Genomic DNA, 24,669 nt, shown 5'->3' on the forward strand with positions numbered 1-24,669 from the left:
CGCGGCGATGACGGCGCCTTCTCTCCTGACATCTTGCGCGCTTTACAAACGGCTGGCGCGCAGCGGTCTTCCCGCCCAGGCAAGCCGTAACCAGGATAATTGATGACATTCGACGAATTGGGCCTTTCGGACAAAGTGCGCGCGGCCGTGCAGGCTGCGGGCTACGCCACTCCGACGCCCATCCAGGCGCAGGCCATTCCGCCCGCGCTCCAAGGCCGGGACATTCTCGGCATCGCCCAGACCGGAACGGGCAAGACGGCCGCCTTCACGCTGCCGATGCTGAGCCGCCTCGAACAAGGCCGCGCCCGCGCGCGCATGCCGCGCACGCTGATTCTCGAGCCCACCCGCGAACTCGCGGCGCAGGTCGAAGAGAGCTTCGCCAAATATGGCGCCAACCATCGCTTGAACGTCGCCCTGCTGATCGGCGGGGTCTCCTTCGGCGATCAGGAAGCCAAGATCATGCGCGGCGCGGACGTGCTGATCGCCACGCCGGGACGGCTGCTCGACTTCTTCGATCGCGGCAAGCTGCTGTTGACCGGCATCGAGATCCTCGTCATCGACGAGGCCGACCGTATGCTGGACATGGGTTTCATTCCCGACATCGAGCGCGTCTGCAAGCTCGTGCCCTTCACGCGCCAGACGCTCTTCTTCTCCGCGACGATGCCGCCGGAGATCACGCGCCTCACCGAGGCTTTCCTGCACAATCCGGTTCGCGTGGAAGTCTCCCGCGCGGCCACGACGGCCACGACCATCCGTCAGGCGCTCGTCGCCTCACATGGCCACGCCGACAAGCGCGAGACGCTGCGCAGCCTGATCCGCGGCGCTGAAAACCTCAAGAACGCGATCATCTTCTGCAATCGCAAGCGCGACGTCGCGATCTTGCACCGCTCCCTGGTCAAGCACGGTTTTCCGGCGGGCGCGCTGCATGGCGACATGGACCAGCTTGCCCGCATGGCCTCGCTCGACGCGTTCAAGACCGGCGACGTGTCGCTTCTCGTCTGCTCCGACGTCGCGGCGCGCGGCCTCGACATCCCGGACGTCAGCCACGTCTTCAATTTCGACGTGCCGACGCATAGCGAAGACTATGTCCACCGTATCGGCCGCACCGGCCGCGCCGGGCGCTCGGGCGTCGCGCTGACCATCGTCACCGAAGACGACGCCAAATATGTGGATCAGATTCAGAATCTGATCGGCAAGCCAATCGAGTGGGAGGGGCCGGGCTTCGACGCTTTGCCGCCGCCCATGGAGACGACCCGTCCGCATGACCATCGCCGTGGCGGACGCGGCGAGCGCGGCGGCCGTCGCGAACGGAGTGAGCGGAGCCGCAGGACAACCGAGCGGGTCGAGCGCGTGGAGAGAGTCGAGCGCGTGGAGCGGGTCGCAGCGGAGGGGCCTGTCGCCATGGGGCGTCCCGCCCATGCGCCGCGCCGACCGGAAAGCGAGCCCGTCCGTCCGCGGACGACGGAGCGTCGCGGGCGCCGCCATCACGAGGACGATGGGCCGCCTGTCATCGGTCTCGGCGACCACGTCCCGTCCTTCCTGTTGCGCCCGGTGACCCTGCGCCCCGCGAAAGTGGCGGAAGAGTAGGGGAAGCCGCCTTCCTGACCCCTGCCGAGGCGGGGGCCTCCTTCTCCCGCAAGGGAGAAGGGGAGGCGCGACCAAGATCATGACATAAAGCCAGGCGAGCAACGGTTGCGCCGTTCCGCTCGCAGAAAAAGGCGTCGCGCCGACGGAAAGGGGGGCCTATCCCTCGAACGGCGTCAGCGCCGCCTTAATCTTCCCCGCCTGTTCGGCAAGCCTCTCATTATCGGCCATGGTTCCCGGCGGGCGCAGGGCGACGCCGTCCCAGCGGGGCAAAAGGTGGAAATGCAGGTGATAGATCACCTGGCCGCCGGCGCTCTCGTTGAATTGATGCAGCGTCAGGCCGTCTGCTTGAAAAGCCGCCTGAACCGCCCTGGCGACATGCTGCACGCGCTTCATGAGTTCGCCGAGGGTCGCGGGCGAGACGTCGAGAAGCCCGCGCGCGCCTTCCTTCGGAATCACCAGGACGTGGCCTTCTGCGCGCGGCATGATGTCCATGAAAGCGAGCGCCACGTCGTCTTCATAGACTTTGTGCGCCGGAATCTCGCCGCGAAGGATTTTGCCAAAAATATTGTTGGGATCATAGGCGGCGGACATGTCGTTTCCCCTGTTCAGCTCAATCGCCAAATTCGAAGCCGCGGATATTTGTGACGCGAAATTCCGACGCCGGATAGACGCCCAGAATTTCCACTTCCTTCGAGAAGAAACGCAGTTCCTCCAGCGCGCGCGCCAGCGGCGGCTGCTCGGGATGGCCATCGACGTCGACGAGGAAGCGCGTCGCGGCGAATTCGCCGTCGACCATGTAGCTTTCGAGCTTCGTCATATTGACGCCGTTGGTGGCGAAGCCGCCGAGTGATTTGTAGAGCGCCGCGGGCACGTTGCGCACGCGGAAGACGAAAGTCGTCATGGTCGGGCCGCAATCGACGGTCGCCCATTGGCTGGTGCGCGAGAGAACGATGAAGCGCGTGGTGTTGTGCGCCTCGTCTTCCACGTTCTCGGCAAGGATCTCGAGCCCGTAGATCTCGGCCGCGAGGCGCGGGGCCAGCGCCGCCTTGGTCGGGTCGTTCCATTCGGCGACTTCGCGCGCGGCGCCGGCGGTATCGCCGGCGGTATGCGCCACGAGTCCCAGATCACGAATGATGCGGCGGCATTGGCCGAGCGCATGGACATGGCTGTAGACCGCGCGCAGACCGTCGCGCGTCGCGCCTCTGGGCGCCATGAGGTGAAAATGGATGGGCAGAAAATGCTCGCCGATAATGTGCAGGCCCGAATGCGGCAGAAAATGATGAATGTCAGCGACGCGTCCCGCGATCGAATTTTCGATGGGAATCATGCCGAGCGCCGCCCGGCCTTCGCTGATCGCGGCGAAGGCGTCCTCGAAACTCGCGCAAGGGAGGGGCGTCATGTCGGGATAGGCGTGCCGGCAGACGAAGTCGGAGTTCGCGCCGGGCTCTCCCTGATAGGCGATATACTGGTTCACTGGTGATCCTGCCGGCTCGCCGCGGCGCGCAAGGCCGCGAGGTCGCGCCCGGTATCTACCGATGGACTTGCTTTGTCCAGCACGGCCGCGTCGATGCGCATCCCTGCCTCCAAAGCGCGGAGCTGCTCGAGATTTTCGCGTCGCTCCAGCGGCGAGGGCGGCGAGGCGGCGAAGCGCTCGAGGCTTTCCCGCCGGAAGGCGTAGACGCCAATATGTTTGTAGAGCGGACCCTCGCCCCAGGGCGCGCGGGCGCGGGTGAAGTAAAGCGCGCGCAGCCGCGCCGCCGCGATTGGCGTTCCGACGAGCTTTACGGCGTTGGGGTCGTCGGCCTCTTCAGCGACGGCGGGCGCGGCGAGCGTGCCGATGTCGACCGTCAAATCGGCAAGAAGCGCCAGAGCCGCGGCGAGCGCGCCGTCGGGTAGAAAGGGGTTGTCGCCCTGAAGGTTCACGACAGCGTCATGGCGGCGTTCTGGATCGAGAGTCGCGAGGGCGGCGGCGATGCGGTCGCTGCCGCAGCGAAAGTCGCCCGGCTGAAACAGGGCGGCGCCGCCGGCGGCGTGAATGACGCCGGCGATCTCATCCGAGTCGGTTACGACCGCGACAGGCGCGACGCCGGCGGCGCAGGCGCGCGTCCAGACATGCTCGATCATCGGGCGCCCGCCGATATCGGCGAGCGCCTTGCGCGGCAGCCGGGTCGAGCCGAGCCGCGCCGGAATCAGAATGATCGGCGCGCGCGGAGACTGAGGGCTCAATAGGCGTTGTTGTCCTCGGCCATCCAGCCTTTTTCTGTCTTCACGAAGTGCAGCGTGCCTTCGCTGGTGTGCACTTCGCTCTTGGCGAAGGTGCGATCGTCGTCGATGCCGAGGAAAGCGCATTTGCCGCGTTCGCGCTCGTCCCGGCACTTGGCCTCGAAGCCCTCCGGGAACTGCACTTCCGCCTCGTACATCAGTTCGAAGGCGTCGACATTGTCGCGCTTCACCTCGCGAGCGTTGACCTTTTTGAAAGAGACGATTTTGGCGTCGACGCCGTTCTTCTCCAAAATATTGCGCAACACTTTCGCGCCCGTTGCGTCGCCGGGCTGATGGCTCCCGCAGCCGGCCAGCGAGATTGCGGCGGCGAGGCCCAGCAACAGGCGCAGATGACGTATGATCATTCATTTCCTCCGAAGCGGCGCGCAGAAAGCGCGCATTTTTTTGTTGTTTTTAGCGGAAAATATCCCGCGCGTCGCCGGCGTTTTGATTTTTCGATGACCCGATTGTGAAAAAACATATCAGAGAGTTGCAATTTTGTGCAGCCGGGGTAACTTGTCTCCGCCGAACGAGTTGCGTGTCTGGCGACGCCGCGAAGGAGCTGAAAAAAGCGCCCACGGCGTAATCAAGCGTTCGATGCGTAACGGCAAGAACTCGAATACCCTACGGAGTGCTCAGGTCCGCCGCATCTCCTGGGTCCGTGGGGTTGGCCGGCTGATGATGGTTGGAGTGGCCTCCTTGAAGCCATTGTCAGTCGGCCGCCTTCATTCGAGACGGCAAGCACTCTTCCTAGCATAAATCTGACAGAAACGGCCCCGCAAGAGGCGGAGCCGTGTCGTCTCGCGTTTTTCGCGAAGTTTTGCCCGGATTCGCCTCGAGCTGCTCGGCGCGCGCCGACTCGGCGGGCGTTACTTGATCTTGGTTTCCTTGAACTCGACGTGCTTGCGCACGACGGGGTCATATTTCTTGAAGACGAGCTTCTCGGTCTTGGTGCGCGCGTTCTTCTTGGTGACGTAGAAATAGCCCGTGTCCGCCGTGGACAGGAGCTTGATCTTGATCATGGCGGACTTGGCCATCGCACTCGTTCCAGTCTGATAGAGAACAGAAAAACGCCCCCGCCGCTACGAGAGTCGCGGCGGGCGACGAATTTGCGCGCACCATACGTGCGATGGGCGGGATGTCAAGGCGAATGGCTAACGCCGGCCCTTGACCCGCGCACGCTCGGCCCTTTTCGGGCCTTTCTCCCGCTTTCCGAAGGCGGATGGCGGCGGCGTCCGCTTTTCGCCGCCGCCGACCACCTCGAATCTCAGCGCCCCGGCGATCGGGGCGGCCTCGACGAGTCGCACCTCGACGACGTCGGCGAGTCGGTAGCTGACGCCCGAGCGCGACGTCAGCGAATGGCTCGCTCCGTCGTAGGAATAATATTCACGCCCGAGCGTCGCCGCGGGAACAAAGCCATCGGCGCCGGTTTCGATGAGGCGCACGAACAGGCCTGATTTGGTGACGCCGGAGATGCGCGCCCCGAAACGCGCGCCGATCTGGTCGGCAAGATAATGCGCGATCAGCCGGTCGACCGTTTCACGCTCGGCCGCCATGGCCCGGCGTTCCGCGGCGGAGATCTTGGCGGCGACTTCGGCCAGTTCGCCCGCCGGCGTGTCGGGCAGGGCGCCCTCGCCGAGTCTCAGCGCGCGGATCAGCGCGCGATGCACGACGAGGTCGGCGTAGCGGCGGATCGGCGAGGTGAAATGCGCATAGCGCCGCAGGTTCAGGCCGAAATGGCCGTAGTTCTCATGCGTGTATTCAGCCTGCGCCTGCGTGCGCAGGATGATCTCATTGACGATGTTCTCATGCTCCAGGCCCTTCACGCGTTCGAGAATCACGTTGAAATTGGCGGGCTTGAGCACCTGTCCCTTGGCGAGTTTGACGCCGATCGTTTGCAGGAACTCGGCGAGCGCTGTGACTTTCTCCTTCGACGGCTCGTCATGGGCGCGGTAGATGAGCTGCTGTCGCTGCTCTTCCAGCGTCTCGGCGGCCGCGACATTGGCGAGGATCATGAATTCTTCAATGAGCCGATGCGCCTCGAGCCGCGGCGGGATGACGACGCGATCGAAAGAGCCGTCGGGCTTCAAGAGAATCTTGCGTTCGGGCAGATCGAGATCGAGCGGGGCGCGCAAGTTTCGCGCGTGCTGCAGGGCCTCATGCGCCGCATAAAGCGGGCGCAGCACGCTTTCGAGCAGCGGCGTCGTCTTGTCGTCCGGATTTCCGTCGATCGCCGCCTGGGCCTGCTGGTAGGAGAGCTTGGCGCGCGAACGCATCATCACGCGATGGAAGCTATGGCCGATCTTGCGCCCCTTGCTGGTCACGCGCATGCGCACGGCGAGCGCCGGACGATCTTCGTTCTCGCGCAGCGAGCAGAGATCGTTGGAGATGCGTTCTGGGAGCATCGGCACCACGCGGTCGGGGAAATAGACCGAATTGCCGCGCTCCAGCGCGTCTTTGTCGAGAGGCGCGCGAGGCTTTACGTAATAGGCCACGTCAGCGATCGCGACCGTGAGGATGAAGCCGCCGTCATTGTCCGGAGTCGGGTCGGGCGCGGCGTGCACGGCGTCGTCGTGATCCTTGGCGTCCGGGGGATCAATGGTCACGAGCGGCAGCTCGCGCCAGTCCTCTCGACCCTGCAGCGTGGCGGGTTTGGCGCGTTCGGCTTCTGCGACGGCTTCGGCGCGGAAGACGTCGGGGATGTCGTGGGCGCGCAGCGCGATGAGGCTCACGGCCTTTTCACCGGTCACCGAGCCGAGCGTTTCCCGCACCCGCGCGCGCGGCGCCCCGAAGCGCGTCTTGCCGACGAGATCGACGGAAACGAGATCGCCCTCCTTGCCCTCGCCGAGATCGGCCGCCGCGACCATGAGTTCGCGGCCGGCCTGTTTCTTGTCGATGGGAACGATGCGGCCATGGCCGTTGGGCTCGACGCGCAGCACGCCCAGCACGCGATGGCGGGCGCGCGAAAGGAGCTTGACGACGCGGCCGACGTAAGGGGGCTCGTCGGGGCCGGCGTCGGGATCGGGTTCGGCGCGCACCAGCGCGCGGTCGCCGACGCCGGGCAGGGGCTCGCCGGGCCTCGCGCGGCGCGGGGCGCGGATGAGAATGCGCGGCGGCTCGCCGAGCGCATCCTCGTCCCATTCGACGGGAACCGCGATCAGTTCGCCTTCCTTGTCGCGTCCGACGACGTCGACGAGAGCGACGGGGGGCAGCGCGCCCTTGCGGTTGAGGCGACGGCCGCGCTTTTCGATCGCGCCTTCGTCGGCGAGCGAGGAAATCATGCGCTTGAGCGCGACGCGGTCCTCGCCCTTGAGACCGAAAGCGCGGGCGATCTCGCGCACGCCGATCTTGCGGGGGCCGCCCGCTTCGCGCTCGCGGGCGATAAAGGCTAGAATATCGTCTCGGGTGGGTTGTTGCGGTGCTTTTTTTGTCGGCAAGGCCATGCTCTATCGCCCGGCGGGGCGCCGGACCTGTGAAAATCTTTTTCTCAACATATGGTCTGCAGGGCCGTTACGCCATGGCGGGCGCGTTGTTGTGACTTAAGCTGTTGTCGGCCCGCCCTCGCCCTTCGAGACGCCGACTGCGGCGGCTCCTCAGGATGAGGGCTAGGTTTGAGCTTTACGCTGGCGGGCGGCAAGACAGGCCGCACCCTGAGGAGCGAGCGCAGCTCGCGTCTCGAAGGGCGAGGCCGCCTCGGCCTTTGATGGCCAGATTACCGCGCCGCCGCCTTTTTCGTCACCGCCTTCTTCGCTGGCGCCTTCTTCGTGGCCGCGGCCTTCTTCACCGGCTTTGCGTCCTCGAAAGGCGTCTCGTCGCTATCCTCGATAATTTTCTTCGTCGCCGCCTTTTTCGCGGGGGCCTTCTTGGGGGCCGCCTTCTTCTTCGGCGCGCCGCCCTTCTCCTCGATGAGCTTGATCGCGTCGTCGAGCGTCACATCCTCGGCCGAGAGGCTTTTCGGCAGCGTAGCGTTCACCTTGCCGAGATTGACGTAGGGGCCGAAGCGTCCGGCGCGCACGGTGATGGTTCCGCCATCCGGGTGCTCGCCGAGGACGCGCCCGCCGGTCGTCCCGCCGCCGCCCGCGGCCTTGGCGGCGATCATCTCCAGCGCCTGTTCGAGGGTCAGCGACGCCGGGTCGACGGCCCGGGGGATTGTCGCGTTGATCTTGCCCCAGTTCACATAAGGGCCGAAACGGCCGGATTTCACCGTCACCGCGCCGCCGTCGGGATGGTCGCCGAGCGAGCGGCCCGGCTCCGACGCGCGCGAGAAGCGCGAACCGCCGGCGCCCGATTCTTTCTGCACGATCAGGTCGATCGCCCGGTTGGCGCCGATCGTCAGCACATCGTCCGCGCCGCCGACGTTGGCGTAGGTCTTGCCGTGCTGCACATAGGGGCCGAAACGGCCGATGTTGGCGACGATCGGCTCGCCGGTCGTCGGGTGCTTCGCGACCTCGCGCGGCAGCGATAGCAGCGCCAGCGCCTGCTGGAGCGTGAGGTCGTCCGGCTTGATGTTTTTCGGCAGCGACGCGCGCTTGGGCTTTTCGCCGCCGTCCTCCTGCTCGCCCTCCTGCACATAGGCGCCGAAACGTCCGTCGCGCAGCGTGATCTCTGCGCCGGTCTCCGGGTCCTGGCCCAGCACTTTCACGCCGGGGCGCGCGTTCTCGGCGGCGTCGCCGGTCGGCGGCGAGAGCGTCCGCGTATAGCGGCACTCGGGATAATTCGAGCAGCCGATGAAGGCGCCGAATTTGCCGACCTTGAGCGACAATTGTCCGGCGTTGCAAGCCGGGCAGAGGCGGGGATCGGAGCCGTCCTCCTTCGCGGGGAAGATATGCGGGCCCAGAAGCTCGTTCAAACTGTCGAGCACCTGCGTCGTGCGCAGATCCTTGGTCTCGTTCACCGCTGCGGAAAAATCGCGCCAGAAGTCGCGCAGCACCTCTTTCCAGTCGATCTCGTTGTTGGAGACGAGATCGAGCTTTTCTTCGAGGTCCGCCGTGAAGTCGAATTCGACGTAGCGCGTGAAGAAGCTTTCCAGAAAGGCGACGACGAGGCGCCCCTTGTCTTCCGGGATCAGCCGCTTCTTGTCGAGCCGCACATAGTCGCGGTCGCGCAGCGTCGCGAGCGTCGAGGCGTAAGTCGAGGGGCGGCCGATGCCGAGCTCCTCCATGCGCTTCACCAGCGTCGCCTCGGTGTAGCGCGGGGGCGGCTCGGTGAAATGCTGGGTGGCGTCGATCTTTTCGCGCGTGCAGGGCTCGCCTTCCTTCATCGGCGGCAGGCGGCCGCTCTCCTCGTCGCCGTCGTCGTCGCGGCCTTCCTGATAAAGCGCCAGGAAGCCGGGAAAGCGCACGACCTGACCCGTCGCGCGCAGATCGAGCGTGCGGGCGCCGGCCTTCGCCTCGATGTCGACCGTGGTGCGTTCGAGCTCGGCCGACTCCATCTGGCTCGCGATCGTGCGGGTCCAGATCAACTCGTAGAGCTTGGCCTGGTCGGGCTCCAGATATTTCGCGACGTCCTTCGGCAGGCGGGCGGCGTCGGTCGGGCGGATCGCCTCATGGGCTTCCTGCGCGTTCTTGGCCTTGGCGGAATATTTTCGCGGGGCGTCGGGGACGAAGCGGTCGCCATATTCCTTGGCGATGACGCGGCGCGCGCTGGCCACGGCCTCGGGCGCCATGTCGACTCCGTCGGTTCGCATATAAGTAATGAGTCCGACGGTCTCGCCGCCGACGTCGACTCCCTCATAAAGGCGCTGCGCGATGCGCATGGTGATCGCCGGGGCGAGGCCGAGCTTGCGCGAGGCTTCCTGCTGCAGCGTCGAGGTGGTGAAGGGCGCGTAAGGATGCCGCTTCACCGGCTTGGCTTCGACCGAGCGCACGGTGAAGCTCGCCGCGAGCAGCGCCTTCTTGAAGTCTTCGGCCTCTTCGCCCTTGCCGATGTCGAGCCGGGCGATCTTCTTGCCGTCTGCGCCGACGAGCCGGGCGATGAAGGGCTCGCCCGCTTTGGTCTTCAGATGCGCGACGAGCGACCAATATTCCTGCGCGACGAACTTCTCGATTTCGAGCTCACGGTCGCAGACGAGGCGCAGCGCCACAGACTGGACGCGGCCGGCCGACCGCGCGCCGGGGAGCTTGCGCCACAGCACCGGCGAGAGGGTGAAGCCGACGAGATAGTCGAGCGCGCGGCGGGCGAGATAGGCGTCGACCAGCGCCTGGTCGATCTGGCGCGGATTCGCCATCGCCTCGCGCACCGCGTCCTTGGTGATGGCGTTGAAGACGACGCGCTCGATTTTCTTGTCTTTGAGCGCCTTCTTCTTGTTGAGAATCTCGATCAGATGCCAGGAGATGGCCTCGCCTTCGCGATCCGGGTCGGTGGCGAGAATGACTTTGTCGGCGTCCTTGACGGCCTGGGCGATCTCGGAGACGCGCTTGGCGCCCCTTGCGTCCATCTCCCAGACCATGGCGAAGTCGGCGTCCGGATCGACTGAGCCGTCCTTCGGCGGCAGGTCGCGGACATGGCCCATGCTGGCGAGGACGTGGAAATCGCGGCCCAAATACTTGTTGATGGTCTTGGCCTTGGCCGGCGATTCAACGATGACGACGTTCATTCCTGATCAATCCCGGAGCGCGCCGGTCCGGCGCATGGGGCGCGAAGATGGGCAGAACCGGCGGCGGCTGTCAAATTGGACGCGAATCGGGAAGGGGAAGCCACATGGCCGGAAATGACGACAAAGAGAGCCGCCCGCGGGCCGTTCAGGCGGCCGAGGTGGCGCCCCGAAACAGACCGTCGCTGTATCCCGCGCCTTTCGCCGATCGGGTTGCGGGACGCGAAAAACGCGCCCTCGGCGACGCCTTCGGGCTCACCAACTTTGGCGTCAATCTCACTCGCCTTGCGCCGGGGGCGTCTTCGGCGCTGCTGCATCGCCACCGCCGGCAGGACGAGTTCGTCTATATTCTCGAAGGCGCGCCGACGCTGGTGACGGAGGACGGCGAGACGCAGCTTGGGCCGGGAATGTGCGCCGGCTTTCCGGCGGGCGGCGTCGCCCATCGGCTCGTCAATCGAACCGACACAGACGCGCTCTATCTCGAGGTTGGCGACCGTACCCCGGAGGACTGCGCGGAATACCCCGCCGACGATCTCGAGGCGCGCCTCGGCCCGGACGGGCGCTGGCGGTTCTTCCACAAGGACGGACGTCCTTATTAGATGGTTAAAGCCCCGCGGGGCAGGGGTCCAATCAATGGCCGGGATCATCAGTTTCAACGGCGTCGAATTCTTGAACACCTTCGTCTCGCTCCTAGTGGCGCTCGTGCTCGGCACGCTGATCGGCGCGGAGCGGCAATATCGCCAGCGCAACGCCGGCCTGCGCACGAATGCCCTTGTCGCGCTGGGCGCCTCCGCCTTCGTCGATCTCGGCATGCGGCTGATGGGCAATCAGGGCGCGACCCAGGTTCTCGCCTATGTCGCGTCGGGCGTCGGCTTCCTCGGCGCGGGCGTGATTTTGAAGGAGGGTATGAATATCCGCGGCCTCAACACGGCCGCGACAATCTGGTGCTCGGCGGTGACGGGCGCCTTCGCCGGCGCCGACCATCCGGCCGAAGCGCTGCTCATGTGCGGCTTTGTGTTGGCGGGCAACACCTTCCTGCGGCCGCTCGTCAATTTCATCGAACGCGCGCCGATCGACGAGAGCCAGACCGAGGCGACCTTCGAATTGCGGGTGAGCACGGACGACGCGAGTCGCGACGCTTTGCGCGAATTGATCGAGGAGCGGCTGGCGGCAGCCAAATATCCCGCGCTGGAAATGAGAGACGTCGAGCGGGAGGAGGGCGTCGAAATCGTCGCCACGCTCGCGCCGACGAGCGTCGACGCGGCCGAACTCGACGCGCTCGTCGACGATCTCGCCCGGCTTGCGAACGTCTCCCACGCGACTTGGGCGTCGCGCGCCTCGGACTGACCGGTTGGGACACTTGCCGGCCGTTGCGGCCTCCTGTAAGAGCGGTCGCAGGCGAAGCGCGTCGCGCCTTCGCCGCCCGGATGGCCTCGTGGCGGAGTGGCTACGCAGAGGACTGCAAATCCTTGTACGGGGGTTCGATTCCCTCCGAGGCCTCCACGCTCCAGCGCGGCATTTTGCAGAAAAATCGCCGGCGCTTTTTATTTTGGGCCGCGCCCGATCTGTTCAGGTCCGCCGTCGCAGAGCGGTTTCGCAACCTACACTGAAGGTGGAAAAATGCTCCATGCTTTGATCGCAGACGCACAGGCCAGGCTCGACGAAGCCCGCCGCCAGCTGCGCCTTGCCGCCATCAATTTCGACGTTCCGGACGACGAGCTGATCGAGCTGCGCGCCAAGGCCCGCAACGTCTACAACGAACTCGCCGCCCTCGACCGCAAGAAGCTCAAGAAGGGCCTGCTCAGCTTCCTGAAACTCTGGTGATCGGCCGCAAAGGCTGATCCCGACTTGCTTCCTGTGTCGCCGCGCCCTCCATAAGGGTGGGAGAGGGCGCGGCGCCTGTCGCCGCTCGCGACGAGGAAGAAAGATGATCAGCCCGAACACCCCTCCCGGAACGGAGGTCGTCTGCGTCGAGGCGGGGCCCGGACGCTTTGGCGACGGGGGCCTGCGGCGTGGGGCGATTTATACGGTCGAGCGGATCGCGCCGGCGATCAATGGCGGCCACGTGGTCGTCTTGAGCGAAATCCCCCCGTGGCAGACCTATACGCCGCCCTGGGGGCTTGTCGGCATCGGCTTCGAATTGCGACGCTTCCGCTACCTCGATCTTCCGGCCTCCCTGACCAATCTCCTCGAAGAAGCGCCCCGCGAAGTCGAGGTCGAAGACGCTTAGCGCGGCTCCTCGGCGGGCGGCTCAGGCAGCAAAGGCGCGGCGGCGCCCGACCGCCGGATGAAGGCCTTCGGGTCCGGCGCGATTTTCAACTCGTCCCACGGCCCGGCGAGATCGAAGGCGATCTGTAAGCCTTTGTCGCGCGGCTTGCCCATTGCGTCGGCCTCGCGGGCGGCGGCTTTGACGGCGAGGCTGCGCTCGGCGAGATTGGCGGCGCCGGTGAAATTCAGGGTAAAGCCCGGACCGCTGGCGACGCCGTCCTCCAGCGTCGCGACGCCGCCTTCGATCAGCAGCGTCGCCTGAGCCCGGGTCAGCGGCGAACTGCCGGAACGAATGTCCTGAGCGCTCGATAAGGGGCGCTTTTCGAAACGGCGCAGCGCCCGGTCGAAATCGACGCCGGCGATTTCTCCGTCGGTCAGGGTCAAGCTCGCTCGCCCGTTGAGGCTGCGCACCATATCGGCGACGCTCTCGCCGTGGGCGTCGACGGTCACCATGGAGTCAAGCCCGCCGCCTACCGCCTCCTTCCCGAAGGAGTCCCAGAGCAGGGCGCGGGCGTCGACGCCGGCCGTCTGGGCCACGGCGTGCATGGAGAGGTCGCGCCCGGCCGGCTTGAAGGAGAAGCGCGCCTTGAGGCGGCCGCGATAGGCCTCGGCTTCGGCCAGCGACAGATCGAGCGCCCCATCGCGAAGCGCTGCGGTCATACTGGCGCCGTCGAGCGTGAGCCGCCCGAACCGCGCATGGCGCGCGGCGATCTTTACGTCGACGTCGGCCCCCGTGAGATCGGGCAGGTCGAGCGGCTTCGGGCTCCATTGACCGTCGGGCCCGACCAAAGGCGGCGCGTCCGCAAGCAAGGGCTTCAAGGCCACGAAATCGCTTTTCAGCGTGGCGCACACATAGGGCCGGCCGTCTTCCTGACGCACCGTCAGCTCCCCGTCGAAGGCGTTGCCGTCGACGAGCACGCGCAAATCCCTGAACGCCGCCTCACGGGGCGCAATCGTCGCCTGCGCCGAAAATTCGGCGTCGCCGAAGGGGCCGGGAAAGGGCGCCTCCACGGTGAAGAGGGCCAGCGCTTCCCGCGCCGACGCGGCGGAGCCGGCGACCCGTCCCGAAAAGCGCGCATTGGCGCCGCTTTGCGCGACCCCCTGCGCTTCGAGGCGCATGCTTTCGCCGTCGATCCGGGCCGTGACGACGGAAGCGTCGCCGCGCAGGAACATGCCGGGCCGCGCGACCCAAAACACCAGCTGCAGCCGCTCGCCGCGCCAATCGAGCGCGCTCGTCAGAAGCGCGTGCTCGCCGACCTTGCGCCAATCGAGCGTCGCTGAAATGCGATCGGCGGCGTAATCGACGCCCTCCCGCCGCAGGCGCAGCGCGCCGTCGACGATATGGACGAGTCCAAGCCGGAAGTCGTCGGCTTTTTGCGCCGCCATGCTGCCGGCCTGCGCGGCGGCGGCGTGCGTTGCGGCCCCCGGCGCGTCGATGGGCGCGGCGTCGAGATCGACCCGGGCGCGCGGGCGCGTCAGCGTCGCCGAGTCGAGCTCCAGCCTGCCGGCAAAAAGCGGCAGCAGCTTGAGATTGCCCCGAAGCTCGGTCGCCTCGATCTGAAGCGCCTTGTTGCGGTCGGCGAAGGCGACGCCGCTCATGACCAGATGCGGGCGGGGCGTCAAGAACAGCCGGGGACCTTCGCGCGCCGCGACGTAAAGGCCGGTGGCCTCATTGATCTGCCGCGTGACCGCCGCGAGCGTCGCGGCCGGCGAGTAGAGCCATGTCGCCAGCCCCGCGGCGACGCCGAAAAGGACAAGAACCGTTGCCGCTACGCCGACGAGCAGGCGCCGCACCCCACCCGCATAGCCGCGCGCCGGCCGGCGGGACTCGCTGGAGGGGCGGCGCCCCGCCTGGGAAAGATGGTCTTCGGCCACGACGGGCAAGCGCTATTCTCCCACGCCAAGTCCCCATCCTTTCTCGCGGGCAAGCGCGGCGAGAAAGTGGCGGGGCGGCGGAGCGTTCAGAGATCAGCCGGCGCGCGGCCAAGCGGCGTTTTCACGACGCGGTCGATCTCATTGAGCGCGCTCCTGTTGGCGAGCGGCGCGCCGGCCTGCGCCAACGAGACGAAATCTGTCTCCTTGTAGGGGGCGTGGCTGCCGTAGCGGAGAACGCGAACGCCCTCCGGGGTCACCACCGTGTCGCCGGGCCGAAGCGTGGGATCGGCGTAGAAGGCGGCTGGGGCCGCCGCGCCGTGCGCCGCAGCCGTAGGCGCCGCCCCCGTCCGGTCGAGCCGATTTTCCCGCTGCGCGCCTTGTAGCGGGCGATCTCGCCGCGCGGCGCGCATCAATGCGATCGTCGGAGGAGACCAGACGCGAAACATCGGGTTGCGCCCGATCGGAACGGCCTCGGCCATGACGGGACGGCGCTGCGCGACAGCAGACGGGAGGCGATGGGCCACGAACCGACGACGCTCGACCAGCCGTCGGCGGGCCTGCACGTCGTGCGGGCGCTTGGCGAGCCTGAGCCGGCGCGGCGGCGGCTGAAAGAGGTCATAGCGCGGGACGTAGCTGTAATAAATCTCGGCCGCCGGGCGCGAACGGCTGAAGACGGCGTCGATCAGCCCGCCCGCCGCCTGGCTGACTGGGGCGTCGTAACCGAGCAGCGCGGCGCCGAACAGCGCGCACGCGGCGCCGAGCGCGATCGCCGAGCGCGCGTTGGCGGCGCGGGCGCGCGGGTCGAGGGAAAGGCTGGCCATCGGACGCCCCTTTTAACACAAGCGTAACTATTGGGGACGCTAGACCGGCCTGCGCCCGCCTTCAAGGGCGCGCGCGCCTTTTTTTGAAAAAGCCCTCTATTTCCGGGCGTTCCCCAGCTCTTCGCGCAGGGTGCGCAAGATTTCTTCAACGTAGAATGGTTTTTCCACAATCGCCTGGTTCAGATAGGCTTCGGGCAAACCGGCGCGCCCGTAGCCGGTCGTGAAGACGAAGGGAATGCCGCGCGCGTGGATCACGTCGGCGACCGGGTCGATCCTATCCTGGCCAATATTCACGTCGAGCAGAGCGAGGTCGAAGGACGAGGTCTGCGCCAGCCGCAGGGCCTGCGGGATCGTGCGCGCCGCGCCCGCGACGATCAGACCAAAGTCGGCGAGCGTTTCCTCGAGCGCGAGCGTAATATAAGGATCGTCTTCGACAATAAGCACCCGGCGTCCGAGCAGCAGGTCGCCCGGGCGTTGCGCCGCATCGCTCGATGCGCCGCCAGAACGGGGGTCGGGCGCGTCCGAGACAGACATGCCCGTGAGGGTGAGCCTGTTTTTGGGACAAGTCCAGCATATGCGCGAGTGCGCCGCGAGCAACTCCTCGACTGTTGCTTTTTCGTCGCAGTTCAACTGCGGCGTGTGATCCCCATGGCGCCCCACGCCGCCAGCGCGAGCCAGGCCAGAATCGTCAAAGAGCCGCCGGTTGGCGCGGCGAGGGGAAAGAGCTTGCCGCCGAAATAGACGCGCGCCGCAAGGTCTGCCGAAAACAGCGTCACGCCCGTCTGAAGCGCCAGCGCCGCGGCGACGAAAAGGCGGCGCGCCGGCGCCCCGGCGCCGGCGAGCGCCGCGAGGGCGAGGCCGGCGGCGGCGTGGATCAGCAGAAATTGGCTTGCAGTGGACAGCAGGGGATTGGCGTCGACATGAGCGGCGGCGGCGGCGAGCGACACGCCGGCCGCGCCCTGAAGCGCCGCGATGGTTGCGATGATCGACGGCAGGTTCAAAGCGCGCGCTCCGACGAGGTTCTCAATAGGCGTTCTCCACCTTGAGGAGGGCCAAGGGGGTCATGACGAGGATATAGATGTCCAGCAGAATCGACCAGTTCTCGATATAGTAGAGATCGAACTCCACGCGCTTCTGGATTTTTTCCTGCGTGTCGGTCTGGCCGCGCCATCCGTTGATCTGCGCCCAGCCGGTAATGCCGGGCTTGACCCGATGGCGCGCAAAATAGCCGTCGACGACTTCATTGTAGAGGAAATCACCCGCGCGCGCGACGATGGCGTGGGGGCGCGGGCCGACGAGCGACAGATTGCCTTTGAACACGACGTTGAAGAGTTGCGGCAGCTCGTCGAGAGACGTCTTGCGGATGAAACGGCCGACGCGCGTCACGCGCGGATCGTCGCGGGTGACCTGCCTTTGCGCCAAAGGGTCCTGAGCGTCGGCGTAGAGCGAACGAAACTTGTAAACCTCGATCACTTCATTATTGAAGCCATGACGTCGCTGCTTGAACAAGATCGGCCCCGGCGAGTCGAGCTTCACGGCAAGCGCGACGGCGATCAGGATCGGGGACGCCACGGCGAGACAGAGCCCGCCGACGACCTTGTCGAAAATATATTTCGCTACAATGTCCCAATCGGCGATCGGCTTGTCGAAGACGTCGATGACCGGAACATCGCCGATATAGGAGTACGAGCGCGGGCTGAAACGCAGTTTGTTCGTATGCGCGGCGAGGCGGATGTCGATCGGCAACACCCAAAGCTTGCGCAGCATATGCAGCAGGCGCGTCTCGGCGGAGATCGGCAGGGTGAAGATGATGAGATCGATGCGGGTGTGGCGCGCAAATTCCACCAGCTCGTCGACCGTGCCGAGCTTGGGATAACCGACGACGACATCGGGCGAGCGCGCGTCGGCGCGGTCGTCGAACAGCCCCAGGATGCGCAGATCGCTGTCGTCTTGCGCCGCGAGCGCCCGCAGCACCGGATCGGCCAGCGCGCCGCCGCCGACGATGACCGTACGCCGATCGAGCTTCCCCGAACGGGTAAGCCGGCGCGTCACGACGGCGAGCGCCGCGCGCTCCAGCGCCAGCAGGGCCAATCCGACGCCGTACCAGCCGAGCAGCCAAACGCGGGAAAAGACGCCGTCGAGCTTGAGGAAGAAGACCGCGGCCAGCGCCGCCACAAAGACCATCGACCAGCCCGCGGCGATTTTCAGTCCATGGCGAACCGGCGCGCGAAAGGACGCTGTCGTGTAGAGGTCGAACGACTGGAAAGCGACAATTGCGGCCGCACACATCACCGGGGTCGCGACGTAATAGTCGACCGATTCTTCCCAGTAGCTTCCGACGTAAAGCTTATGAAGGAGCAGGCCGGCCGCGAGCAGCATGGAAAATTCGACAAGCCGGACGACGCCCGTGAGCACGACTGTGGAATAGGACTTGCCGGGCGCGCCTTTGCTGGCGATTTCAGCGAGACGCGGCGCCAGCGCATGCGTCTTGTGCAGGCCTTGTCCCTCTTGGTTGGGATCGGGCGGGACGTTCTTCAGATCGTCGAGGCCAAAGCCGTCCATGTCTCGCTTTCCATTTGTTGCCGGAGCCGCGGGATAAGCGCCTCCTGCCATTATGCGCAAAGGGTTTAGAAAGGGCTTCCTCGCAAGAAGCCCGCGCAAGCGGGCGCCCATGAAATCAGAAAATCCGCTCGCGAACGGTAAGCGTGTCGCCCGGACGCACCGGCGCGTCGAGCGGCACGCGGCCGGTGACGGGAACGCCGTCGACGATGCGCGTCAGGTCGACGCCGCCTTGATAGCCGCGTGGTCCGAAGCCGCCTGCGATGGCGATCGCCGTGCGCACCGTCATGCCTTCCACAAAGGGGAACTGGCCTGCGTTCGTCACCTCGCCGAGCACGAAGAAGGGACGGAAGGCCTCCACTTCGACCGAAACGCGCGGCTCGCGTACATATCCGTCGCGCAGGCGCGCGGCGATTTCACGCTCCACCTCGGGAACGGTGCGGCCTTGTGCGGGAACAGAGCCGATCAGCGGCATGGCGATGCGCCCGGCGCCGTCGACCGCGTAGGCGTTGGAAAGCGAATCCTGCCCGAAAACGATCACGCGCAGGCGATCGCCGGCGGACAGCGTATAAGCCTCTGCGGTCGACGCGGCATAGAGTTCCGGTCGGTAATCGCCCGGCGCGGCGCAGGCCGACAGGAAGGCGCTGGCGAGGACCGCTACAGGCAGGAGCAAGCGCGTCGCGGCGATCCGCTTTGGGGCCTCGGGTCTCGGCATCCTTCGATCCGTCTCGATCAACAAGAGGCGTTTTTCATCGCCTTGGCGCGTCAGGGAGCCCTCGCTCCGAGGAGCCTGCTGAGGGGCCGTCTCGAAGCGCGAGGGACGTTGGCCCCGGTTCGTCGCCACCTTTGTTTTATTGGCTCATGGTTAACAAACTTTGACTTGGCTGTTTAACTGCGTCTCAACCATGTTCCTCTAAACCCGGCGCATCACCCCGGAGCAGCCATGCATGCGCCAATGCAAGACAGGATCGACGCCGACATAAACGAAATCGATCTTGCGCGATTGGGCCGCGTGCTCCTTGTCAAGAAATGGTGGGTGCTGGGGCCGACGCTCGCGGCCTTCTTGGTCTCTTTCCTTTTCGTCAATCTGGTCAAGCCGCGCTATACGTCGGATGCGCGGCTGCTTCTCGAAAATCAGGACAGTTTCTACGCGCGTGTGGACAATGGGGAGCGCGTCGACGCCAATGGCCCCGACGCCGAAGGCGTGCAGAGCCAGATTCAGCTTCTCACCTCACGCGATCTCGCGCGCCGGGCGATCAAGAAAATCGGCCTGCAAGGCGACGTCGAATTCGATCCACTTGCGAATGGGGTTGGCCCCGTGACGCGGCTCATGGCGCTCGTCGGTCTCGTCCGCGACCCGACGCTCATGCCGCCGGAGGAGCGCATTCTCGAAAAATTTTCCGAAAGGCTCTCCGTCTTGTCGCCGACCAAGACTCGCGTCCTGTCGATCGAGTTCACTTCCTATAATCCCGACCTCGCGGCGCGCGGCGCCAACGCCGTGGCCGAGGCCTATATCGAGATGCAGCAGGAGGCGAAGAGGGAAATCGCGCGCAGCGCGGCGCAATCACTGGCGACGCTGATCTCCGATCTGCGGACGCGCGTGGCGGAGGCCGAAGCCAAGGTCGAAAAATATCGCGCGGAGACAGGGCTGCTCATCGGCTCGAACAACACGATCGTCCCGACGCAGCAGCTCGGCGAACTGAATAACCAGCTTTCCTCGGCGCGCGCCGCTCACGCCGATTCTCAGGCGAAGGCCAGCCTGCTGCGCGACATGCTGCGCCAGAACCGGATCGCCGAAATCCCCGACATCGCCAGCAACGAGTCGCTGAGGCGCATCTTCGAGCAGATCGTCGCGCTGCGGGCGCAACTCGCGCTCGAGTCCCGCACGCTCCTCCCGATGCATCCACGGATCAAGGAACTCGATGCGCAGCTTGCCGATCTGGAGAGGCAATGGCGCGCCGCCGCCGAGCGCGCCGCGCATACGCTGGAGAATGAAGCGCGCATCGCCGCGGCCCGCGTCGAAAATCTGACGCGCGTGTTGAACGATCAGAAGCGCGTCGCCGGCGCGGCGGGCGCGGAAGAGGTGAAGCTGCGGGACCTCGAGCGCGCGGCGCGGCTTCTCAAGGAGCAACTCGAAAGCGAAACGGCAAAATATCAGGAGGCGGTGGCGCGCGAGCGCGTGAAGGCGACGCCGGCTGACGCGCGCATCATTCAGCGCGCGCTGGCGCCGCAGGTCCCGTCCTTCCCGAAGAAAGTCCCCATTGTCCTCTTCGCGACGCTCGCAGGCCTGATCCTTTCGCTCGGCGTCATCGTCGCCGGCGAGCTGCTGACGGGCCGCGCCCGCGTCTTGCCGCCGGCGCTCAGCGCCGCGCAGCCGGCGCCGGCCGCCGTCGCGCCCGACCGGCGGGAGCCGATTTTTGCCAGACAGGAAAGCGACGCGCCGAAAGACAAGGAGCCGCCCAAAAAAGCGTCGTGGCGCGCCACGCCCGTCGTCGCGCGCCGGATCAGTCCCGCGCGGGCGATCGAGGGCTGCGTCAAAGTGCTGGTGGCGCCCTGTTCGGAGACGGGACCGCGCGCCGAAACGGCGGTCAGTCTCGCGCGTCAGCTTGCGGGGCAGGGACGCGCCCTGCTCGCCGCCGCCGATCCCGGCGCTGCGATGTTCGACGCGCTGGTAAGTCCCGGGTCGGAACGGCGGCCCTGCGGCATGGGAGAGCTCGCGCGCGGCTCCGCCGGCTACGGCGACGCGATCCATCGCGACAAGTCGTCGACGCTGCATGTGCTGCCGGGCGGAGTGGCGGACGGCGCGGGCATGGGCGACCATGCGCTTCTCGTCACCGCCCTGGCTCATGCCTACGACTACCTCATTTTTGCAGCCTCGGCCGATGAGGCGCTGCGCCTTGCGCCGCATGTGGACCTCGCCTTTGTGCTTGGCGAGGACGAAGCGGCGGAGGCGCTGCGCGAAGACCTCGCGGAGATTGGCGTCGAAGCGCACCTTCTCGACGCGTCGGCCTGTGGCGATCTGGCGGCTTAGCGCTCAGCGGCCAAGGAGGGCGACGAGCCTGTAATAGCAACGGACGACCGCGGGCGTATTTTTCGCGCGCCGCTTGAGACGCAGATAGGAGGAGATCAACGGAGCCGCGAGGACGCCGCGCGCGGAGAGCGGGAGGACGACGTCATAGAGCGGTATCGTCTCATCGCAAACGGCGCGCTTGTAACGCGCTTCGCCGACGCCGAGGTCGAAATGCGTCATCCGGCGCGCTGTAAGATTGCGCATCAACGCATGCAGCAGCAGATCGCCGGGCGAGCAGCGCGCGATCTCTTCGTCCGTGTCGAAAGAATTGAGCATGGCCGAGAAGCGGCCATTACGCCGCACGCCGGCGTAAGCGGCGACGAAGCGGCCGTCGACCGAGAGCCCGTGAAGCTCGAGGACGCCATCCTCCTGGGCTTCCAGAAGACCGTGGAGAAGCGCCGACAGGCTGCGTCGCCTTGTCGTCCCAACTGCCGCAAAACGCGCGGATTTCTGTTCGAGCAAGGCAGTGACGAGCGCATGGCCGCGTTGTCCGGCGATCCGATGTTCATATGCGACTGGGCCAAGCTCCGCGAGACGCGCCTCCTTCTTCCGCAGCTTCTTGCGCGTCTCCTTCGAGAGCCGCGACGTCAATCCGTCGATCGTCTCGGGCAGCGCCGTCGCATAGCCGAAACTGGCGCTCGGCCGCGCTTCCGTGAAGAGGAGAGGGTTGCGAGCGCCGTCAAATTCGCGAGGTTGATTGCGGAGGAAGAAAGCATCCGGCGGCGATGGCGCGCGGCGCGCCGCTTCGCGCAGGAGCCAGCGCAGACCTGCTTCGTCGTGGCGTCGATCGGGACGCAAAAGCGGCAGATTGAAATTGGCTTCGCGGCCCCCGAGGAATGCGGCAAGAGTGACGGCGCCCTTGCGAATCGTGCACAGCGGCAGAAGCGCGCTCGGACGATCCGCAGCGTCGCGGGCCACGATGAGGTAGGGCGTCACGCCTTCCGAAGCCCCGAAGGCGTCGAACCAGGCTGAAAGAAACTCGAAAGATTGATACGGGCTGATCGTCGCTGCTTGCGACAGCGCCAGCCAATCGGCGCGCGCGTCCTCGAAATGCGTGAAGACGTGGACTGTCGAATAATCGGCGAGATCCGGCAAGGGCGGCATAAGAGAACGTTATCGGATCGGTCTTAAAAAACCTCTTGAGTTGTGGACGGGACCGATGTCCGTTTGGCGCAATAGAGCGATTTCTGCGGCATTGCGGCTGCTTCACGTCAGCGGCGCGCACCGGCTGGTCGCGCCGCTGACGCGGGGGCTCGGCGTCATTTTGACGTTTCACCGGGTCCGGCCAGCCGTTCACGACAGCTTCGCGCCCAATGCGGGCCTTGAGATTTCGCCGCCGTTTCTCGATCTCCTGCTGCATCATTTGCGCGCGCAAGGTTATGCAATTCTATCGCTCGACGACGCGCTCGATGTGGTGCGATCCGCACGGCGACATGCACAGCCCTTCGCGGTGCTGAGTTTCGACGATGGTTATCGAGACCTTGTCGACCATGCGTTGCCCATTCTGGAGCGTCATCGCGCGCCTTTCATCGCCTATCTTACTCCCGGCTTCGCGGACCGTAGCGCGCGGCTGTGGTGGCTCGAACTTGAGGAGTCGATCCGCCGCCTCTCGCATGTCGACATTACCGTTGCGCAGCGGCGCATCGTTAGCCGCTGCGCGTCCCCGCAGGAGAAGCAGGCGGCGTTTACAGAGATTTACTGGGCGATCCGCGACGGCGACGAAGCGGCGCTGCTCGCGGTCGTGGCCGATCTTTCGGCCCGGGCAGGGGTCGACGCGCGCGAAATCGCGACGCACGGCTGTCTGGGTTGGGACGCCATCCGGTCGCTGGCGCAACATGGCCTCGCGACCATTGGCGCGCATTCGCTATCCCATCCGCGGCTCGCGAGACTCGACGCCGCGGCGGCGCGTCGGGAGATGGCCGGGAGCCGGGCGCGCATCAGGGAAGAAACCGGCGTGACGCCGCGCCATTTCTGCTACCCGGTCGGCGACCGGACCTCGGCGGGGCGACGGGAATTCGATCTTGCGGCCGAGCTTGGCTTCGAGAGCGCGGTCACGACGCGGCCGGGATTGATCTTCCCCGAGCATCGCGCGCATCTGCAGGCTCTCCCGCGCCTCTCGGTCAATGGCAGGTTCCAAAGTCTCGCCGCTCTCGACGTTCTGCTCAGCGGCGCGCCCTTCGCGCTTCTCAATCGCGGCAGGCGCGTCGCGGCCTGAGCGGGGAGGGGCGGGCGGGAGCGGCTCCTGGCCTCTCGCAAAGCTGCGCCAGAGTGCGTATATTTTGACCAAGATCAGAAGCGGGAGCTTTCTCCATGAGCCTTATAGGCGTTCTCATTTGCCTCGCCATCGCTTTATCGGCGGGGCTCGGGGTCTATCTTCGCCAGCGCCAGGTCGACACGGTCGCGGCCAACCGGGACGCGGTTCCGGCCGATTTCGCCGGCGAGGTGTCGATCGAAGAGCACCGACGCGCCGCCGATTACACGATCGCGCGCACGCGTTTCGGCATGGTCGAGACGGTCTATGACGCGGCCCTCTCCATCCTCTGGCTCGCGGTCTGGATGGCCCCGGTCTACGCATTCGTCGCCCACTACATCGACCCCGGCCTCACGCGCAGCGTCGCCTTCGTGCTGCTCGTGGCGGGCCTGCTGCATCTCCTCGGAACGCCGTTCTCGCTCGCCAACGCCTTCTGGCTGGAGGAGCGCTTCGGCTTCAACCGGCTCACGCTCCCGACCTTCCTGCTGGACGAAGCAAAAAGCGCGCTCATCGGCGTCGTCATTGCGACGCCGCTGCTTTACGGCATGTTCTGGCTGCTCGGCGCCTTGCCGAACAGCTGGTGGCTTTTCGCCTATGTCGCCTTCATGGTCTTCACCATCGCCATGACCGTGATCTATCCGACGCTGATCGCGCCGCTCTTCAACACATTCACGCCGATGGCGGAGGGGTCGACCAAGGCGCGCATGGAGGCGCTGCTGCAAAAATGCGGCTTCGAGTCCAAGGGGCTTTATGTGATGGACGCCTCGAAGCGCTCCCGTCACGGCAATGCTTATTTCACCGGCTTCGGCAAGGCCAAGCGCATCGTCTTCTTCGATACGCTCTTGGAGAAGCATACGCTCGAAGAGATCGAGTCCATCCTCGCGCATGAGCTTGGCCATTTCAAATTCGGCCATGTCAGGCAGATGATCCTTCAGGCGGCGATCATCGCCTTCATCGGCTTCGCGGCGCTTTACTGGGCGTTTGGATCCGAGACCTTCGCGGGATGGTTCGGCCTGCCGCATGATCCCGGCGTGGTGCTGATCGCGCTGCTTTTCGCCAAGGAGCCGCTTTCGCATCTGCTGCGCCCCTTGCTCGCCGCGCGCTCCCGCAAGAACGAGTTCGAGGCGGACGATTTCGCCCGGCGGATTGTCGGCAAGGAGCCGATGATTTCCGCGCTCACGCGATTGACGCGCGATAATCTCTCGACGCTCACGCCCGATCCGCTCTATGCAAAGTTCTACTTTTCGCACCCGCCGGTCCCTGCGCGCGTGGCGCAGCTAAGGGGCGCCGGGTAGACGACGGCTCGGGCTCTCGGCCCGGCCTTTTTCAACGTCGAGAGCCCTATCGTCTTCGCCTAGGCGCGACACTATCTTCGCCTTATTGG

Annotated in this window: 22 protein-coding genes and 1 tRNA gene; 9 read left to right on the forward strand and 14 right to left on the reverse strand. The window is 65.9% G+C overall.

Annotated features, from left to right (window positions below; all coding sequences use genetic code 11):
* Positions 1–102: 102 nt before the first annotated feature.
* Positions 103–1,587 (forward strand): DEAD/DEAH box helicase, encoded by a 1,485-nt coding sequence (locus RVU70_RS15450; protein WP_363347846.1) that lies wholly within the window; start codon positions 103–105, stop codon positions 1,585–1,587.
* 156 nt (positions 1,588–1,743) lie between these two features.
* Here the strand turns inward: RVU70_RS15450 and RVU70_RS15455 are convergent, their stop codons facing one another.
* From RVU70_RS15455 to topA, 7 genes are all read right to left on the reverse strand, one after another.
* Entirely contained in the window at positions 1,744–2,178 is a 435-nt protein-coding gene (locus tag RVU70_RS15455; RefSeq protein WP_363347848.1) for an HIT family protein, read from the reverse strand.
* Between the two features lie 19 nt (positions 2,179–2,197).
* Positions 2,198–3,061, reverse strand: coding sequence for a prephenate dehydratase (locus tag RVU70_RS15460; RefSeq protein WP_363347850.1), 864 nt, complete (start codon positions 3,059–3,061; stop codon positions 2,198–2,200).
* On the reverse strand, positions 3,058–3,813 hold the full coding sequence (locus RVU70_RS15465; protein ID WP_363347852.1) for a 3-deoxy-manno-octulosonate cytidylyltransferase: 756 nt from the start codon (positions 3,811–3,813) through the stop codon (positions 3,058–3,060). Before RVU70_RS15465 ends, RVU70_RS15460 begins: the two co-directional genes overlap by 4 nt.
* Positions 3,810–4,214, reverse strand: coding sequence for a hypothetical protein (locus RVU70_RS15470; RefSeq protein ID WP_363347854.1), 405 nt, complete (start codon positions 4,212–4,214; stop codon positions 3,810–3,812). The genes RVU70_RS15465 and RVU70_RS15470 overlap by 4 nt, the downstream gene beginning before the upstream one ends.
* 504 nt (positions 4,215–4,718) lie before the next feature.
* Positions 4,719–4,886 carry a 50S ribosomal protein L33 gene (gene rpmG, locus RVU70_RS15475; RefSeq protein WP_014892635.1) on the reverse strand — a complete coding sequence of 56 codons (168 nt, stop codon included), beginning with the start codon at positions 4,884–4,886 and terminating at the stop codon, positions 4,719–4,721.
* Positions 4,887–5,003: 117 nt separating this feature from the next.
* The gene (rnr, locus tag RVU70_RS15480) at positions 5,004–7,286 is read right to left on the reverse strand and encodes a ribonuclease R (RefSeq protein WP_363347857.1); all 2,283 of its coding nucleotides are present in this window, start codon (positions 7,284–7,286) and stop codon (positions 5,004–5,006) included.
* 275 nt (positions 7,287–7,561) lie between these two features.
* Positions 7,562–10,444 (reverse strand): type I DNA topoisomerase, encoded by a 2,883-nt coding sequence (gene topA, locus RVU70_RS15485; RefSeq protein ID WP_363347858.1) that lies wholly within the window; start codon positions 10,442–10,444, stop codon positions 7,562–7,564.
* A gap of 104 nt (positions 10,445–10,548) precedes the next feature.
* Between topA and RVU70_RS15490 the strand changes: the two genes are divergently transcribed.
* The 5 genes from RVU70_RS15490 (at position 10,549) to RVU70_RS15510 (ending at position 12,671) form a co-directional block, all read left to right on the forward strand.
* Positions 10,549–11,040 carry a cupin domain-containing protein gene (locus RVU70_RS15490; protein WP_363347860.1) on the forward strand — a complete coding sequence of 164 codons (492 nt, stop codon included), beginning with the start codon at positions 10,549–10,551 and terminating at the stop codon, positions 11,038–11,040.
* A 34-nt stretch (positions 11,041–11,074) separates the two neighbouring features.
* Positions 11,075–11,788: an MgtC/SapB family protein gene (locus RVU70_RS15495; protein WP_363347862.1), complete on the forward strand. Its 714-nt coding sequence runs from the start codon at positions 11,075–11,077 to the stop codon at positions 11,786–11,788.
* Positions 11,789–11,870: 82 nt separating this feature from the next.
* A tRNA-Cys gene (locus tag RVU70_RS15500) sits at positions 11,871–11,944 on the forward strand.
* Positions 11,945–12,061: 117 nt separating this feature from the next.
* Positions 12,062–12,265 carry a hypothetical protein gene (locus RVU70_RS15505; protein ID WP_363347864.1) on the forward strand — a complete coding sequence of 68 codons (204 nt, stop codon included), beginning with the start codon at positions 12,062–12,064 and terminating at the stop codon, positions 12,263–12,265.
* Between the two features lie 103 nt (positions 12,266–12,368).
* On the forward strand, positions 12,369–12,671 hold the full coding sequence (locus RVU70_RS15510) for a hypothetical protein (protein WP_363347866.1): 303 nt from the start codon (positions 12,369–12,371) through the stop codon (positions 12,669–12,671).
* Here RVU70_RS15510 and RVU70_RS15515 read toward each other — a convergent pair.
* From RVU70_RS15515 to RVU70_RS15540, 6 genes are all read right to left on the reverse strand, one after another.
* On the reverse strand, positions 12,668–14,584 hold the full coding sequence (locus RVU70_RS15515) for an AsmA family protein (protein ID WP_363351362.1): 1,917 nt from the start codon (positions 14,582–14,584) through the stop codon (positions 12,668–12,670). The two genes, RVU70_RS15510 and RVU70_RS15515, sit on opposite strands and share 4 nt — an antisense overlap.
* Positions 14,585–14,670: 86 nt before the next feature.
* Positions 14,671–15,405 (reverse strand): hypothetical protein, encoded by a 735-nt coding sequence (locus RVU70_RS15520; protein ID WP_363347868.1) that lies wholly within the window; start codon positions 15,403–15,405, stop codon positions 14,671–14,673.
* Positions 15,406–15,501: 96 nt separating this feature from the next.
* Positions 15,502–15,939, reverse strand: a complete 438-nt coding sequence (locus tag RVU70_RS15525) for a response regulator (RefSeq protein ID WP_363347870.1) — start codon at positions 15,937–15,939, stop codon at positions 15,502–15,504.
* Between the two features lie 92 nt (positions 15,940–16,031).
* The gene (locus tag RVU70_RS15530) at positions 16,032–16,406 is read right to left on the reverse strand and encodes a DUF423 domain-containing protein (RefSeq protein WP_363347872.1); all 375 of its coding nucleotides are present in this window, start codon (positions 16,404–16,406) and stop codon (positions 16,032–16,034) included.
* 22 nt (positions 16,407–16,428) lie between these two features.
* A complete protein-coding gene (locus RVU70_RS15535) occupies positions 16,429–17,967 on the reverse strand; it encodes an undecaprenyl-phosphate glucose phosphotransferase (RefSeq protein WP_363347875.1) in 1,539 nt (512 codons plus the stop codon).
* A 115-nt stretch (positions 17,968–18,082) separates the two neighbouring features.
* Entirely contained in the window at positions 18,083–18,679 is a 597-nt protein-coding gene (locus tag RVU70_RS15540) for a polysaccharide biosynthesis/export family protein (protein WP_363347877.1), read from the reverse strand.
* Between the two features lie 228 nt (positions 18,680–18,907).
* On the opposite strand from RVU70_RS15540, the gene RVU70_RS15545 reads away from it, so the two are divergent.
* A complete protein-coding gene (locus RVU70_RS15545) occupies positions 18,908–20,995 on the forward strand; it encodes a GumC family protein (protein WP_363347879.1) in 2,088 nt (695 codons plus the stop codon).
* A 3-nt stretch (positions 20,996–20,998) separates the two neighbouring features.
* Here RVU70_RS15545 and RVU70_RS15550 read toward each other — a convergent pair whose 3' ends face one another.
* On the reverse strand, positions 20,999–22,138 hold the full coding sequence (locus RVU70_RS15550) for a GNAT family N-acetyltransferase (RefSeq protein ID WP_363347881.1): 1,140 nt from the start codon (positions 22,136–22,138) through the stop codon (positions 20,999–21,001).
* A 55-nt stretch (positions 22,139–22,193) separates the two neighbouring features.
* Here RVU70_RS15550 and RVU70_RS15555 point away from each other — a divergent pair, with 55 nt between their 5' ends.
* Together RVU70_RS15555 and RVU70_RS15560 are read left to right on the forward strand one after the other, a co-directional pair.
* Positions 22,194–23,249 (forward strand): polysaccharide deacetylase family protein, encoded by a 1,056-nt coding sequence (locus tag RVU70_RS15555; protein ID WP_405044814.1) that lies wholly within the window; start codon positions 22,194–22,196, stop codon positions 23,247–23,249.
* Positions 23,250–23,344: 95 nt separating this feature from the next.
* A complete protein-coding gene (locus RVU70_RS15560; protein WP_363347885.1) occupies positions 23,345–24,580 on the forward strand; it encodes a M48 family metallopeptidase in 1,236 nt (411 codons plus the stop codon).
* Positions 24,581–24,669 lie beyond the last annotated feature (89 nt).

This window comes from Methylocystis echinoides, assembly GCF_040687965.1.
In the GTDB taxonomy this organism is placed as follows: domain Bacteria; phylum Pseudomonadota; class Alphaproteobacteria; order Rhizobiales; family Beijerinckiaceae; genus Methylocystis; species Methylocystis echinoides_A.

Bases quoted from the DNA above. Each gene is read 5' to 3' on its own strand.
- RVU70_RS15545 (WP_363347879.1), top strand. From the start codon at position 18,908: ATGCATGCGCCAATGCAAGACAGGATCGACGCCGACATAAACGAAATC.
- topA (WP_363347858.1), bottom strand. From the start codon at position 10,444: ATGAACGTCGTCATCGTTGAATCGCCGGCCAAGGCCAAGACCATCAAC.
- RVU70_RS15525 (WP_363347870.1), bottom strand. From the start codon at position 15,939: ATGTCTGTCTCGGACGCGCCCGACCCCCGTTCTGGCGGCGCATCGAGC.
- RVU70_RS15535 (WP_363347875.1), bottom strand. From the start codon at position 17,967: ATGGACGGCTTTGGCCTCGACGATCTGAAGAACGTCCCGCCCGATCCC.
- RVU70_RS15470 (WP_363347854.1), bottom strand. From the start codon at position 4,214: ATGATCATACGTCATCTGCGCCTGTTGCTGGGCCTCGCCGCCGCAATC.
- RVU70_RS15555 (WP_405044814.1), top strand. From the start codon at position 22,194: ATGTCCGTTTGGCGCAATAGAGCGATTTCTGCGGCATTGCGGCTGCTT.
- RVU70_RS15540 (WP_363347877.1), bottom strand. From the start codon at position 18,679: ATGCCGAGACCCGAGGCCCCAAAGCGGATCGCCGCGACGCGCTTGCTC.
- RVU70_RS15450 (WP_363347846.1), top strand. From the start codon at position 103: ATGACATTCGACGAATTGGGCCTTTCGGACAAAGTGCGCGCGGCCGTG.
- RVU70_RS15550 (WP_363347881.1), bottom strand. From the start codon at position 22,138: ATGCCGCCCTTGCCGGATCTCGCCGATTATTCGACAGTCCACGTCTTC.
- RVU70_RS15510 (WP_363347866.1), top strand. From the start codon at position 12,369: ATGATCAGCCCGAACACCCCTCCCGGAACGGAGGTCGTCTGCGTCGAG.
- RVU70_RS15455 (WP_363347848.1), bottom strand. From the start codon at position 2,178: ATGTCCGCCGCCTATGATCCCAACAATATTTTTGGCAAAATCCTTCGC.
- rpmG (WP_014892635.1), bottom strand. From the start codon at position 4,886: ATGGCCAAGTCCGCCATGATCAAGATCAAGCTCCTGTCCACGGCGGAC.
- RVU70_RS15495 (WP_363347862.1), top strand. From the start codon at position 11,075: ATGGCCGGGATCATCAGTTTCAACGGCGTCGAATTCTTGAACACCTTC.
- RVU70_RS15505 (WP_363347864.1), top strand. From the start codon at position 12,062: ATGCTCCATGCTTTGATCGCAGACGCACAGGCCAGGCTCGACGAAGCC.
- RVU70_RS15560 (WP_363347885.1), top strand. From the start codon at position 23,345: ATGAGCCTTATAGGCGTTCTCATTTGCCTCGCCATCGCTTTATCGGCG.
- RVU70_RS15520 (WP_363347868.1), bottom strand. From the start codon at position 15,405: ATGGCCAGCCTTTCCCTCGACCCGCGCGCCCGCGCCGCCAACGCGCGC.
- RVU70_RS15490 (WP_363347860.1), top strand. From the start codon at position 10,549: ATGGCCGGAAATGACGACAAAGAGAGCCGCCCGCGGGCCGTTCAGGCG.